The 14,711-nt window shown below is 40.0% G+C and carries 10 protein-coding genes and 1 pseudogene; all 11 read left to right on the top strand.

What is annotated here, in order from left to right; genetic code table 11:
* Positions 1 to 448 precede the first annotated feature (448 nt).
* A complete protein-coding gene (locus tag ACE199_RS19310) occupies positions 449 to 2,203 on the top strand; it encodes an alkaline phosphatase D family protein (protein WP_375351213.1) in 1,755 nt (584 codons plus the stop codon).
* Between the two features lie 95 nt (positions 2,204 to 2,298).
* Positions 2,299 to 2,505 carry a twin-arginine translocase TatA/TatE family subunit gene (locus tag ACE199_RS19315; RefSeq protein WP_127758817.1) on the top strand — a complete coding sequence of 69 codons (207 nt, stop codon included), beginning with the start codon at positions 2,299 to 2,301 and terminating at the stop codon, positions 2,503 to 2,505.
* Between the two features lie 238 nt (positions 2,506 to 2,743).
* The gene (tatC, locus tag ACE199_RS19320) at positions 2,744 to 3,505 is read left to right on the top strand and encodes a twin-arginine translocase subunit TatC (RefSeq protein WP_375351214.1); all 762 of its coding nucleotides are present in this window, start codon (positions 2,744 to 2,746) and stop codon (positions 3,503 to 3,505) included.
* 21 nt (positions 3,506 to 3,526) lie between these two features.
* Positions 3,527 to 3,841: pseudogene (gene groEL / locus ACE199_RS19325) on the top strand (chaperonin GroEL); the annotation flags it as partial.
* A gap of 633 nt (positions 3,842 to 4,474) precedes the next feature.
* Positions 4,475 to 6,829: an ABC transporter permease gene (locus ACE199_RS19330; RefSeq protein WP_375351215.1), complete on the top strand. Its 2,355-nt coding sequence runs from the start codon at positions 4,475 to 4,477 to the stop codon at positions 6,827 to 6,829.
* A 130-nt stretch (positions 6,830 to 6,959) separates the two neighbouring features.
* The gene (locus ACE199_RS19335) at positions 6,960 to 7,727 is read left to right on the top strand and encodes an ABC transporter ATP-binding protein (protein ID WP_375351216.1); all 768 of its coding nucleotides are present in this window, start codon (positions 6,960 to 6,962) and stop codon (positions 7,725 to 7,727) included.
* 509 nt (positions 7,728 to 8,236) lie between these two features.
* Entirely contained in the window at positions 8,237 to 9,775 is a 1,539-nt protein-coding gene (locus ACE199_RS19340; RefSeq protein WP_375351217.1) for a CehA/McbA family metallohydrolase domain-containing protein, read from the top strand.
* 98 nt (positions 9,776 to 9,873) lie between these two features.
* Positions 9,874 to 10,926, top strand: coding sequence for a HupE/UreJ family protein (locus ACE199_RS19345; protein WP_375351218.1), 1,053 nt, complete (start codon positions 9,874 to 9,876; stop codon positions 10,924 to 10,926).
* A gap of 492 nt (positions 10,927 to 11,418) precedes the next feature.
* A complete protein-coding gene (locus ACE199_RS19350; protein WP_127758822.1) occupies positions 11,419 to 12,564 on the top strand; it encodes an acyl-CoA dehydrogenase family protein in 1,146 nt (381 codons plus the stop codon).
* On the top strand, positions 12,561 to 13,619 hold the full coding sequence (locus ACE199_RS19355) for an acyl-CoA dehydrogenase family protein (protein ID WP_375351219.1): 1,059 nt from the start codon (positions 12,561 to 12,563) through the stop codon (positions 13,617 to 13,619). Before ACE199_RS19350 ends, ACE199_RS19355 begins: the two co-directional genes overlap by 4 nt.
* Before the next feature lie 13 nt (positions 13,620 to 13,632).
* Positions 13,633 to 14,439, top strand: a complete 807-nt coding sequence (locus ACE199_RS19360; protein ID WP_252288630.1) for an enoyl-CoA hydratase/isomerase family protein — start codon at positions 13,633 to 13,635, stop codon at positions 14,437 to 14,439.
* Positions 14,440 to 14,711: the final 272 nt, after the last annotated feature.

Below are 14,711 nucleotides of genomic sequence, written 5' to 3' on the forward strand. Positions count from 1 at the left end.
CTTTGATTTCATGCTGTTTCTTTCTACTGTTGTTAAACATATTACACTTTGAAACCACATGGGCGGCATGATGTAATATCCGCTTATGACACGAAAAGATCTACTCTATTTGGAGTAGATCTTTTTTGTATGATTTCTTTAGTAATGATTCAGCATTAGAGAAACGGATGTACAGAATTCCAGTTTGTAAATTTCCTTTGAAGAAAACATTAAAAAAAACAGGAAAAAAAGACCATCAATAATCGGGAAAAATTCCCGTTGAACAGCAAACTGATTACCTGTTTTTGTGAAAAATATCCTCTTATAAGCTGAAAGCCCAATCTACTATTTTATTATCCTTTACTATCGGGCTAACTCCTTAATTTACAAATATTCACAACCGATTAACAAATATTCACTATAATCAACGTTGTGGTTAAGAAATTCAATCCGAGAGGAGAAGAGAATCATGACGAATGAGAGATCTTTGGACGAATTGGTAGGAAATTTTACCCAAGAAAATTTGAACAAGAATGTTGACCGCCGCAGCTTCCTTCAAGGTGCAGGAAAGATTGCAGGATTGTCCCTGGGACTGGCTATCGCTAATTCAATGGGTGGATTTAAGGTAGAGGCTGCTCCGGTTTTCAAGGAATATCCTTTTACGCTTGGTGTCGCCTCTGGTGATCCGTTATCTGACAGTGTTGTATTGTGGACAAGACTGGCTCCGGATCCGTTAAATGGCGGGGGAATGTTGTCTCATATCGTTCCGGTCCAATGGGAACTTGCGACCGATGAAAACTTCCGCAACGTCATTCAACGGGGAACAGAACATGCCTCACCAAACCTTGCACACTCTGTCCACGTTGAAGTAAGCGGCCTGAAGGCGAATACCGTATATTATTACCGTTTCAAGAGCGGAAATGAACTTAGCCCTGTTGGAAGAACAAAAACCCTTCCGGCGCCTGGCACCAGCGTAGCCAGCATGACGTTTGCTTTTGCTTCCTGCCAGCAGTTTGAGCACGGCTATTATACGGCGTACAAGCATATGGCAAAAGAGGATCTTGATCTAGTGTTCCATCTCGGAGATTACATATATGAATACGGTACAAACGAATATCTATCGCCAACAGGCAATGTGCGTGCCCATCGTGGCGATGAAATCATTACGATTGAAGATTATCGCAACCGCTATGCCCAGTATCGTTCAGATGAACATCTTAGGGCTGCACACGCTGCTTTCCCGTGGATTGTGACTTGGGATGACCATGAAGTAGAGAACAACTACGCCAATGTTATTCCTGAAAAAGGCCAATCGATTGAAGAATTTATCAAGCGCCGTGCCGCTGCTTACCAGGCCTATTACGAGCATATGCCGCTGCGCAAGTCTTCATTGCCTCACGATGGCGGCATGCAATTATACCGCGATTTTAGCTATGGTGATTTGGCAAATTTCTATGTTCTTGACACTCGTCAATACCGTGATGATCAAGCAAATGGCGATGGATCGAAAGCACATACAGCAGAATCCTTGGATCCAAACCGGACTCTTCTTGGACCAGAGCAGGAAAAATGGCTGCTCGATAATCTGGGAAACTCGAAATCCCAATGGAATGTCCTTGCCCAGCAGATTTTCTTTGCAGAGCGTAAATCAGGGTCCAGCACAGCACCAAAATTCAGCATGGATTCCTGGGACGGCTATCCGGCCGCACGCCAGCATATTACCAACTTTGTTGCCGGCAGAGACATCGACAACATAATTGTTCTAACTGGAGATGTCCATGCAAGCTGGGCTTCGAACCTGACGACTGATTACAACAATCCGGAGGCCCCCATTTTTGGAGCGGAGTTTGTCGGAACCTCAATCACATCAGGAGGAGATGGCTCAGATGTGCGTGCAGATACGGAGAAAACTTTATCGGACAACCCGCACATCAAATTCTTTAATAATTACCGCGGTTACGTTCGCTGCCAGGTCACTCCGGAACAATGGCGTGCCGATTATCGTGTTGTTCCATTCGTGACCAAGCCTGGAGCCGATATCTCCACAAGAGCATCATTTGTTTTTCAAAAAAATCAGCAAGGTCTGAAGGAAGTAGCTACTACTACGGTGCCTATGGGTGTCCAAATGTCTAGTGAAGTGGAAGAAGACCGTCATCGTGCCCATGACCGTGCGCATCAGAAGCAAATGGAGAAAAAACGCAAACGCGAAGCAGTTTCTAATTAAACTTAAGCAAAACATGAAGGAACAGGGGAAATGGCAGAAAGAACGCTGCAATACCAACTGACTGCCATTTTCTTGAAAAAGGGAGATGAACCTAAATGCTTTCTAATATTGGTATTCCAGGGTTAATTTTAGTACTCGTTATCGCTCTTATTATTTTCGGACCTTCTAAGCTGCCGGAAATCGGCCGTGCATTTGGCCGTACATTAACCGAATTTAAAAGTGCCGCAAAGGAATTAGTATCTGATGATAACAAAGAGGAGGCGAAAAGACCTGAGCTAACCGCTGTGAAAAAGGAAAATTAATAGAAAGAGAGCTGGCGGCGCCGCCTGTCCGCTCTCTTTCTTTGGCTAATATGAAAGTATAAATTTTGACTTTGAGAATTGTCCAGTTCCAGCGCCCTAGCGGCTAGTGTCCTTCGCTCTCCGCCCTACGATAAGTCAACATCGAACGCTTGAGCTCTTCGTGTTTCCTTTATCCCGGTTGGAGATCCCCAGGCGATACGCCGCTTGCGCTTTTCTCATAAAAAAGGAGGCTTCTGGGATGAAAGACAAAGAGCAGAATTTGGCTGATCATTTAGAGGAGCTTCGCCGGCGAATCATTTTGACGTTACTGGCATTTATTGCTTTTCTAATCATCAGTTTTATTTTTGTCCAAGATATTTATCAGTGGCTCATAAGGGATCTTAATGGGAAACTGGCCATCCTTGGTCCAAGTGACATCCTTTGGGTTTACATGATGATTGCTGCAGTATTTGCAATCGCGGCAACTATTCCGGTCGCTGCTTACCAGACTTGGCGATTTGTAGCACCGGCGCTGAATCCTGAAGAAAGTAAGGTTACATTAAGGTTTATTCCTGGACTATTCCTGTTGTTTATTTTAGGGGTTTCATTTGGATATTTCGTGCTGTTTCCAATTGTGCTCGGATTTTTAACCAATCTGTCAGCCGGGCAATTTGAAACGATGTTTACGGCTGAAAAATATTTTAGGTTCATGATTAACCTTACACTGCCGTTTGGGTTTCTGTTTGAAATGCCGCTCGTTGTCATGTTTTTAACGAGACTGGGGATTCTTAATCCAATTAGGCTGGCCAAGGCGAGGAAGCTTTCCTATTTTTGCCTGAGTGTTATATCCGTTCTAATCACTCCACCGGATTTAATTTCCGATGTTCTGGTGATCGTGCCATTGCTTGTGCTTTATGAAGTAAGTGTATCTCTCTCCAGGATTGTTTACAGAAAAAAATTGCTGCTGGAAGCAGCTTTGGAGAACCACGGCGTGGCAGAGAGTGGCCAGTCCTACTCATGATGATGGCTTCAACTGGAGCAATCTGAAGAGCTTGTCCGTGACCTAAATCATGCTGCCATTTCATCTTTAGGACAGGCTTCCAAGACTGTTATTACAAAAGTAAATACAACAATCGTTGAAGGTGCTGGAAACGCAGAAGCAATCCAAGCTCGCGTAAACCAAATCCGCGTTCAATTAGAAGAAACAACTTCTGAATTTGACCGTGAGAAATTACAAGAACGCCTTGCTAAATTAGCTGGTGGTGTAGCGGTTATCAAAGTTGGTACGGCTACCGAAACAGAATTAAAAGAACGCAAACTTCGTATTGAAGATGCATTGAACTCTACTCGTGCTGCTGGAATGCCTGACATGGGCGGCATGATGTAATTTGCCGCTCCAACCCTTGATATTTAAGGGTTTTACTTAAGTAAAAAGTGAAATGCTAACATTGAGGTAAATTAAAGGAGGCTTCTCATAAGTTGACCAAGCTTATGGGAAGCTTCTTTTTTCATTTCTTGAGTTACATGGAGATATACATTCTTTGTAATTTAATCAAATGATAAAGATTACTAGACCCATTGCTTATCAATATGTTTGAGTTAAATTCCCAATCTTGACCCTATGTACCCATTAGTTCATCAATTAGCTCTTCGTGATTGTCCGTTGCAGTTGAATCAATTGTTACTTCTTACACTGCCTTCCTTCACTTCCGTTATTTTCTAATATATTCCCATAGTTAGTTTACTAAAATACGACTGAGGGCTTAGTAAATAATTAGGCTTAAGCAGGTATACCCAATAAATTACATTTTGTATGATTGCTTTAGTAAGTTTAATAATCACTCAGGTCAAGTTTACTAAGAAGCCAGCATGTAAGAATATTATCAATTCAAAAAGTAGATGGGAGTTATTCCTCTGAAGAAATGACAAAGATTGATAGAGACAAGGATACAATAGAAAAAATTTTATCGATGCAGGAAGGAGAAAAATAATGTTTTTGAAAATAATCAAGAATGATTTTCTCAGAAACAAAATTGTAACGATGACAGTATTTGTATTTATCACGATGGCAGTTATTTTGGCAGCCAGTGCCATTAATAACATTGCTAATCTGATTCAGGCGATGTCAGATCTTCAGGAGAGTGCAGTACCAGCTGAAATTACGGTGATGCATGCTGGAGAATATGACCAGGCAGAAATCGACCAATTCACAGAACAATACCGTGACCATATAGCAATGCAGGAGACGATGGTTCTTCAGAATATTGATGGAAGCAATATTCATTTTGGTCAAAATCAAACGATGGCTGGAACTATACAGGACATTTCATTTGTTGTACAGAATAAGAAATTTGATTTTATATTGGATCTGGATAATGAAAAGCTGGATGTAAAGGTAGGTGAAGTGGCTGTTCCCATCTATTTTATGGAACAACATGACTTAAAAATAGGTGATACGATTACGGTGAAAAGCGGCGGGTATGAGAAAGAGTTTGTCATTTCAGATTATGCAAGAGATTTTGAGATGAACTCTTCCCTTACTTCTTCGAAACGGTTTGTGATAAATCAGAATGACTATGATGAAATGCTTGAAATGCAGGCCGGGGAACTGGAATATCTGATTGAATTCAAGCTGTATGAAAACGGGGATTCTGCTGCTATTCAGACTGCCTATATCGAAGCGGGTCTTCCGGCAAACGGTCCTATAATCGAGGGAAAGATATTTACGATGTTTAATGCCATGTCAGATATGGCAGTTGCGATTGTTATTATATTTATTAGTGTTCTGCTTCTTGTGATTGCTTCGCTCTGTATCAGACTAACATTTCTGGCGACGATTGATGAAGATATTAGAGAAATCGGTGTTATGAAAGCAATGGGGATATCCAAAAAAGATATAAAAAAGGTCCATCTTAACAAATACAGAGTCATCTCAGTAGCAGCCGGCATTATCGGTTATCTGCTTTCCTTTGCAGCGGTAAATCTGTTAAACGGTAATATGAGACTTTACATATCTTCCGATTTATCAGGCAGCTTAAAATATGTACTATCGCTTATAGCTCCATTACTTGTATATTTCATGATTGTGATGTACTGCCAGCAAGTACTGAAAAGAATCGACAAGATTTCTGCGGCGGAAGCTTTACGTTCAGATATCATGAAGCGCGGAAAGAAACGAAAGTACAGTTTCCCGCTGGTAAAGAACAAATTCTTCAGCACTAATATGTACATGGGGCTGAGGGATGTATGGAAACGATTCAAATTATACAGGTTGCTGTTTGGTATTTTTATCGTATGTACGTTTATTGTCATACTCCCCTTAAATATTTATAACACCATGAATTCATCGGAGTTTTCCACATATATGGGAATAGGGGAATACGACATGAGAATCGATCTTCGAAGAACTGATAGTATTACAGAAGATTTTATAAAACTGCAGGAAGAGTTGAAAAATGATTCGGATATCGAAAAGTATGCGGCCTACATCACAAGTTCCTACCAGGTCAAAAACGCGGAAGGTTCCTGGGACTATATTAATATTGAAATCGGAGATTTTTCCGTATTTCCATTAAAATATCTGGAAGGCAGAGCACCGGAGGGTGAGGGAGAAATCTCGCTTTCCTTTGCCAATGCCGCAAAAGACGGATTAAACAAGAAAGTAGGAGATGAAGTAACCGTCAGGATTGGCGGGGAAGAACAGACTTTATCAGTCACGGGTATTTATCAGGATATTACAAATGGGGGAAAAACAGCAAAGGCGCATACGAGTCTTGGGGTAAATGAAGCGGCCGTTCTTTGGTATATTGTGAGCATGGATATGGCCAAAGGCGTTGATATTAGTGAAAAAATGGACTACTACCAGAATGCTTACGATTCTGCGCAGGTAAATGATATCAAAGAATATACTGGGCAGACTCTTGGAAATATCACTGATCAGATGAGCCTGATTGTTATAGGCGGAATCGCAATAGCAGTAATCATTGCTGTATTGATAACTGCATTATTCCTTCGGATGTTATTATCAAAGGATATGTCTCAGATTGCCATCATGCGAAGTGTGGGATTAACTTCTAAAAATATTAAACATCAATATATGGCAGGAACTATGATGGTACTCATATTGGGAATCATAGTTGGAGTGCTGGCTTCTAATTATTTAGGGGAATTTCTTGTAAGTATGGCCATGTCCTCTATGGGAGCCGCAAAAATTGAATTAGTTAATGTTGCATGGCAGACTTGGCTGCTATGTCCGTTAGCAATGATTGTAGTCGTTGGATTTACTATTTCTGTGTGCTGTAAGGTAACAGTAGAAGATGATTTATCTACAGTTTTAAGAAGTTAGAACGGATGAAAAAGGTCGCGGTTGAGGTATATTCCCGAAGATGGAATGCAGATTCTTGAAAAGTAAGGCATTCCGAGGAGCCTCTGCGGTATAGACTTCGGTTTAAATATCGGACTTTGGAGGTGTATATATGAGCAAAATATTAGAAGCAAGAAGTATGAACAAAAAAGTAGAATTAGGAAAAGATAATGAGCTTCATATCTTAAAGGATGTAAACTTGGAGATAGAAGAAGGTGAATTCGTATCGGTCATGGGGCCATCCGGAAGCGGGAAGACAACGCTGCTATATAATGTAAGCGGTATGGATAGAATTACTTCCGGCAGTATGAAATTTAAAGATAGTGAAATCGGCACACTAAAAGAAGAAGAATTAGCGAAGCTCCGGCTGAATCACATGGGATTTATCTTTCAGGATATTAATCTATTAAAGAATCTGTCATTGATTGACAATGTTATGTTTCCTGGACTTGTATCAAAAGATGCGGATAAAAATGCAGTGTATCAAAAAGCAAAGAAACTGTTGGAAATGACAGGGATTTACATGCTTGCAGATAATACTATCACTCAGGCATCTGGCGGCCAGCTGCAGAGAGTCGCCATCTGCAGAGCATTGATAAATGATCCGGATATCATATTTGGAGACGAACCGACCGGAGCATTAGATTCCAAATCGTCAGCAGACATTATGTCGATTCTAGCAGAGATTAATAAAAAAGGAACAACCATCATGCTCGTTACACATGATGCAAAGGTGGCAGCAAAAACTGAAAGAATATTATTTATGGTAGATGGAAATATTGTTGCACAGAAGAAAATGCGTAAATACGATGCGCAGCATGACGATATTAGGGGAAGAGAAGAAAGCATTATGAAATGGTTAGTGGAAAATGGATTCTAATTTTTCCTTGGCATTTGAATAAAGTTCATATGGGGAATTTATTAAATACGTTCTAAAGGAAAAGTTCTTAAGAATGCTACACATTTGATTAGCCAAAAACTCGATATAACACACTAAGTTAAAGCTATTATCACCTTATGGGCGGCAGGATGTAAGCTTTTTAAGTCAATAGCTACGGCTATTTCCTACCATTTTGAGAAGTAGTCATGTAAATAATTTATATTATATAGAAAGAACCACTTCCTATAAAAATTTAAGGAGTGGTTTTTTGTGCTGTTAAAATCCGCATATCAAGAATAATAAAATTTGATTGGGGGAAATCCTGCTAAGTTAGTAGTTAATAAGCTCTACCCAGTTGGTAAGACATTGCTTTATATATCATGTCTTTCTATCTAGTTTAATTTTCCTAATTTTCCTTATTTACGGAAAATTAATATAATATTCATTTATCGCACATAATCACTGCTTATAATTCAAATTGTTAAATAGTTTACTAGGAGGCATAAAAGATGGGATCTAAAATTAAAAGGAAGGCAATTCCGCTGCTTGCCACAACGGTTCTTGCTACAACGGCTTTTACAACCCAAACTTTTATCAATGATGGTAATAATCAAAAAGCAGCAGCAAATGAATCTTCAAAGGAAGAATCAAAACAAAAGAATGCAAGCTGGCTTGCAGGTGACCACCACGTACATAGTGAGTGGAGTGTTGGCTGGGACAACTCTACAAATCCTCCAACACCAATCCGAGGTGGAGATGCCATTTATCCAATTGTGAAAAATGCGGAAAAAGCAAAAGAGTACGGACTTGATTGGGTGATGACAACAGATCATGGGGGGCCTAATCATTCCAAGGTTAACCTAGAACAAGCTTATCCTGAATTATTAAAATCTCGTGAAGCTGTTCCTGAAGTTCTTCAATTCTACGGGATGGAGTTTGACACACCTGCTGCTGACCATAGTACATTAATGATTCCGAAAGTCGATAATGAATCACAAATTCTTTACGATATTGAAAGCAAATTTAATAAGCGCGAACCTTATCCAAATGACGGCAGCAGAGATACTGAGTCTACAATGATCGAAGCACTTAACTATATGAAACAATTGGACGATGACGAGCAGCCGATTCATATTGCTCATCACCCTTCACGTTCAGCAACAGGTGATGGTGTGTGGGGACAAGATACACCACAGGAGTTCCGTAATTGGAATGATGTCGCACCTAATATCTCGATTGGGATGGAAGGAGCCCCTGGTCACCAGGCTAATGCTATAAATAAAGATGGTTCTCAAGACCCTAATGGCGCTCGTGGATCATATGGCAACTACCCAACAATGGGTGGATTTGACCAAATGGCGGCAAAGGTTGGCGGACTATGGGATTCTATGCTTGGTGAAGGAAGACATTGGTGGATTACAGCTACCTCGGACTCACATGTTAACTGGCGTGATGGCGGCGGCGACTTCTGGCCTGGTGAATATTCTAAAACCTATGTCAGAGCAGAGAAAGACTACGATGATATTATGGAGAGCATTCGTAAAGGGAATGTTTTCGTTACAACCGGCGATCTAATTTCTGAGCTGGATGTGAAAGTTCAAGCTGGAGGCAAATCACCTTGGTTTGCAAAATCGAAAGGAAACTCAGCTACAATTGGTGAAACTCTTACATTGCCAGGAAAATCTAAGGATATAACGGTAACGATTCGTATGAAAGATCCAAACGCTGCAAATTCCAATGGAGATACACCAAAGGTTGACCATGTAGACTTAATTATGGGAGAAGTTACTGGAAAAGTTGAAGATCGTTCAACAGCAACAAACTCGACAACGAAAGTCGTTAAAACGTTTACCAAAAAAGATTGGAAACAAGATGGTGAATACATTGAGATTACTCATACGTTAAAAAATGTGGATGAAGACAGTTATATCCGCTTACGTGGGACAAATACTCAACAAACAGAACCGAAAATTGACCCGCGTGGCGAAGATCCATGGACTGACCTTTGGTTCTACTCTAACCCAGTATTTATCAAGACTGCAAAGTAAGTCTTTGAAATTAATAGGGCGGGGAGATTTAAGTCTCCTCGTTTTTCATTATTTTTTCAACAACAAGAAAGTAACAAATGAAAAATGGAGTGAATTCTATGAAAAAGCTTTTTTTATTAATGATGCTTATCATTTCGATAACCTCTATACAATCTCCCTCTGCATATGCCCACACCAATAACAGTGAAGGGTATTCTCTTATTGAAGTGAATGGGAATAATCTCGATTATGAACTAAAGCTGGATCTTACAGAATTAGGGCATTCAATGAATAAAGAAATGACTGAAAAGCAATATTTTGACACGAAAGCGGTTCAAGATTATATCAATTCTCATATTGAGCTTTATGTAGATAGTGTAAAGATGGAGGGCACTATAGAGAAATCGGACGTCGAAATGATAGATGACCGTCAGTTTGCAGTGATTAACCTGAATTACAAGCTGGAACAAAAACCTCAAAAATTAATTTTAGATTATAATATGTTCTTAGATGACTCTGATCCAAGTCATGCCAATTATGCAACAATTAAATTAGATGGAAAACAACAAGAGGCGATTCTTACATACGAATCAAGAGAGCTTGAAATTGGAGAAACTTCTTTTTTTCAAGCCACTACACAGTTCCTAATGCTTGGTTTAGAGCATATTTTCACAGGTTATGATCATATTCTGTTTGTCATTAGCTTATTATTTGGGGCAAAGACCATCAAAAACATTCTGGCCCTGGTCACTGCTTTTACAGTCGCACATAGTATTACTTTAATCCTGGCGACTTTAGAGATTGTACAGTTACCTAGCAGGTTTGTAGAATCAGCTATTGCCTTGAGTATTATTTACGTAGCACTTATAAATATTTTTAATCCTGAGTCGAAACATCAATCCTGGCTTGCCTTCGGTTTTGGGCTTATCCATGGATTCGGCTTTGCAGGAATTCTATCGGAAATGCGCTTAGAAGGAAGTCACTTAGCCATCTCACTATTATCTTTCAATATCGGTATTGAAATCGGACAACTGATCATTGTTTCATTAGTATTTCCTATCCTACTATGGTTAAAGAGATTAACATTTAAACCTGTAAAATGGGTAATTCCCGGAACTTCAGTAGCTATTTTAGCATTTGGTCTAGTTTGGTTTATTGAAAGAGCTTTTTAACAAAGCTACCACCCGTTAACATAAACAATCCCCAAAGCCAATTTAGATTTTCTAGTGGTTTTGGGGAGTTTCCTTTTCACTGAGAATCTCAATGCTAAAAATAAAAACAGTCATAAATGATTAAGTAAAACCTTGATACCCTGAGCCCTTTGCATACAGCGTTAAAGATATTACACACTCTCACCTTACGGGCAGCATGATGTAATTTAACTACTAGTTAAGTTCATAATCTGATGAAACTAATCACATAAATGACCTTTTCAAAAAAAAAGACTACTTCTTGAAAATAGAAGGAAGTCTTTTTTTCCTTCTCTCGGCACTTCGCGGAGCTAGAGCGGAAGTAAGCTAAAAATTAAAAGCATGATAACGAAGCCTTGTTAAAAGATAAAAAGATTAAATTTTCAATAAATTGTTTGACTTACAATATTTTACCATTATATAATACACATATAGAATAACAATTACCGATTAACGGTAAAAGGGAGGATATTCATGTTTAGTCTACCGACAGTTCAATTTACTGATGAGCAAGAACAGTTTCGCTTAGAAGTACGAGCGTTTTTACAGGAGCATTTAGCGAAAGGAACATTTAAAACGAAATGTGATTCATGGTTAAGTGGTAGTGACCCTGCCTTTTCAAAGTTGATTGGAGAACAGGGATGGATTGGGTTAACTTGGCCTAAGAAATATGGCGGACAGGAACGGAGTACGATTGACCGTTACATTTTAACAGAGGAATTTTTAGCTGTTGGTGCCCCTGTAGCGGCACATTGGTTTGCCGATCGACAAACTGGACCGCTTTTAATGCGCTTTGGTACAGAGGAGCAGCGTGAATTTTTCCTACCGAAAATTGTTAAAGGAGAATGCTATTTTGGTATTGGTTTAAGTGAACCAAACAGTGGCTCGGATTTAGCATCTGTTAAAACACGTGCTGAAAAGGTAGAGGGCGGCTGGATTATAAACGGTTCGAAAACGTGGACGAGCAACGCGCATGATGCACACTATGCGGTGACGCTTATACGCACTGAGCCACTTGGTGAGAAAAAGCATGAGGGGTTAAGTCAGTTAATTATCGATTTACATGCAGAGGGCGTTACGATTGTACCGATTAAGTATTTAACGGGCGAGCATCATTTTAACGAAGTATTTTTTGATAACGTTTTTGTTCCCGATAATATGGTTGTAGGTACTCTTGGGAATGGATGGAAACAAGGGTTGGCTGAACTAGCATTTGAACGAAGCGGCCCAGAGCGTATTTTAAGTACGTTCCCATTACTTGATGAGTTAATCGCCGAGCTGAAAAGACAAGGTGATGCAGTCGGTATGAAGGAGGCGGCAAAAGTACTTTCTCGCCTATGGGGACTGCGTAACTTATCTATCGGGGTTGCGAAGGTTCTTGAAGAGGGTGGAGAGGTCGCCATTCCTGCAGCACTTGTCAAAAGTATAGGTACGAAGTTTGAGCAAAGCATTCCTGAGATTACACGCCTACTCGTGCGTACATATCCACGCCTTGAGGCTGAGCGCAGAATTGATCGTTTTATGGCTGAGTCAACATTACACGCACCAGGCTTTACAATTCGCGGTGGTACATCAGAAGTGCTATATGGCATGGTAGCGAAAGGGGTTGTTGGACAATGAGCGAAATGAAAGAAATGATTGTAAATGTTGTCGAGAAGATTTTTAAAGATAAAGTGGACAAGGAAAAAGTGGATGTAGTAGAAGAGGGGAAATGGGCTGAGGATGTCTGGCAAGTTCTTCAGGATAATGAAATGCTGGCGGTAGCTGTATCAGAAGAAAACGGAGGTGCAGGTGGTGATTTAGACGATTTACTAAATTTATATCGTTTAATTGGGAAATATGCTGTACCAATTCCGTTTGTAGAAACGACATTTGCCAACGTTCTACTAGAAAAGACTGGGCTTAACGTTACTCAGGAAAAAGCCACTTATGCGGTTGAAGAACAACTGAACGTATCCATTGACAATGGAACAGTATCAGGAACGATCGTTAATGTTCCATGGGCAAGGTATGTCGATGAATTAGTCGTTGTTGCTACTGGTACATCGGGACTTGAACTTGTTCAAGTATCACTGAAAGATGCAGCTATTTCTCCGAATATGAATCTAGCATGCGAACCGCGTGATACCGTGACATTAGTCCATGCACCTGTCCAGCAACAAACAAAGATTACAAATGAGCAGTTAGAGTACTTTATTGCCCTTGAATCTGCTGCAAAATCGGCTGCGATGTCTGGTGCGATTGACAAAGCCTATGAGTTAACCGTGCGTTATACAAAAGAGCGTGAACAGTTTGGTCGTCCTATTCATCGCTTCCAATTAGTACAGCAACATTTAGCAAACTTAGCAGGTGAGGCTGTTATTACAAGCTCAGCAATAGATAATATGATTGCTGCTATTACTCGAAAATGTTTACAAAATGAAGTGGCTTATACGCGAATTCGTATAGAGGAAGCAGCAAAAATCGTTGCAACATCTGCACACCAAGTACATGCTGCCATCGGTGTAACCCATGAACATAGCTTACATCAATATACTCGCAGACTTTGGTCTTGGCGTGAAGAAGGTGCAGGAGAGGCTTATTGGACGAAGCAACTGGCGAATCGTTTAATGGAAGTACAAGATGATAGTTTATGGGGATATTTAACAAAGACAGAGAAAGTCTTTCAATTATAAGGAGGGAAATAGAATGGCTGATTTATTATTTGAAGTAAAGGACCACATTGCAACGATTACGTTAAATCGACCTAATCAGATGAATGCATTTAGTGAAGAAATGATCTTAAACTGGATTCGTGCCCTTGAAACAGTCCGAGATTCCGATGATATTCGCGCTGTTATTGTCAAAGGGAATGGTAAAGCATTTTGTGCAGGCGGCGACGTAAAGGCGATGACTTCTGGTAAAGGATTTTTTGAAAGCGAAACAGATATTACTTCTACAGGTTTAGCACGTAAAAACTCCTTATGGAAACGCGTACAACGTATCCCGCTTTTACTAGAGGAAATTGATAAGCCGGTGATTGCTCAAGTGAACGGTTTTGCATTTGGAGCAGGGCTTGATATGGCCTTAATGTGTGATATTCGAATTGTCGCTGAATCAGCTAAGTTTTCTGAAAGTTACATTAATGTAGGGATTGTACCAGGAGATGGCGGGGCCTATTATTTACCGAAGCTTGTTGGGATTGATCAAGCGCTTGATATGCTTTGGACAGCACGTGTCTTAACGGCAGCAGAAGCGAAGGAAAAAGGCCTTGTTACGTTTGTTGTTCCAGATCACGAATTAGAGCAATTCACATTAGACTATGTAACGAAGCTAGCAAATGGACCGACAACAACGCTTCAGTTTATTAAGCGTGCCGTGTATCAAAGTCAAAAGATGGATTTACGATCATCCCTTGATTATATTTCATCTGCAATGGCGATTGTAACTGAGTTAGATGATTATAAAGAAGGCGTGGCTGCAGTTGTAGAGAAACGCAAAGCTGTTTTTAAGTAGGACTCTATATTAGGAAACTATTGATTTTTGGCTCATTTTTGTAAACTTCAGTTTCACATAAATGAGCCAAAACTCGTATTATCAATAATATTGTTTAATAACGTCTTAAGTAAAGGGAATGACGGCATGCCTATGAATTGCACTAGCTGTAGTTGGCGTTGTCTGTGCTAGGCAGTTCTTATGGAAAGTGAAAGATATTCCAATTGGAATAAAAGGTGAGAAAGTGAATACCTCAGGACAATTAACAGTACAGGAAAATAATCGATAAGGGT

The organism is Peribacillus sp. Hz7, assembly GCF_042136355.1.
GTDB classification, from domain to species: Bacteria; Bacillota; Bacilli; order Bacillales; family DSM-1321; genus Peribacillus; species Peribacillus asahii_A.

Excerpts from the sequence above, each read along its gene's own strand:
- ACE199_RS19340 (WP_375351217.1), top strand. The coding sequence starts at position 8,237 with ATGGGATCTAAAATTAAAAGGAAGGCAATTCCGCTGCTTGCCACAACG.
- ACE199_RS19360 (WP_252288630.1), top strand. The coding sequence starts at position 13,633 with ATGGCTGATTTATTATTTGAAGTAAAGGACCACATTGCAACGATTACG.
- tatC (WP_375351214.1), top strand. The coding sequence starts at position 2,744 with ATGAAAGACAAAGAGCAGAATTTGGCTGATCATTTAGAGGAGCTTCGC.
- ACE199_RS19335 (WP_375351216.1), top strand. The coding sequence starts at position 6,960 with ATGAGCAAAATATTAGAAGCAAGAAGTATGAACAAAAAAGTAGAATTA.
- ACE199_RS19330 (WP_375351215.1), top strand. The coding sequence starts at position 4,475 with ATGTTTTTGAAAATAATCAAGAATGATTTTCTCAGAAACAAAATTGTA.
- ACE199_RS19350 (WP_127758822.1), top strand. The coding sequence starts at position 11,419 with ATGTTTAGTCTACCGACAGTTCAATTTACTGATGAGCAAGAACAGTTT.
- ACE199_RS19345 (WP_375351218.1), top strand. The coding sequence starts at position 9,874 with ATGAAAAAGCTTTTTTTATTAATGATGCTTATCATTTCGATAACCTCT.
- ACE199_RS19310 (WP_375351213.1), top strand. The coding sequence starts at position 449 with ATGACGAATGAGAGATCTTTGGACGAATTGGTAGGAAATTTTACCCAA.
- ACE199_RS19355 (WP_375351219.1), top strand. The coding sequence starts at position 12,561 with ATGAGCGAAATGAAAGAAATGATTGTAAATGTTGTCGAGAAGATTTTT.
- ACE199_RS19315 (WP_127758817.1), top strand. The coding sequence starts at position 2,299 with ATGCTTTCTAATATTGGTATTCCAGGGTTAATTTTAGTACTCGTTATC.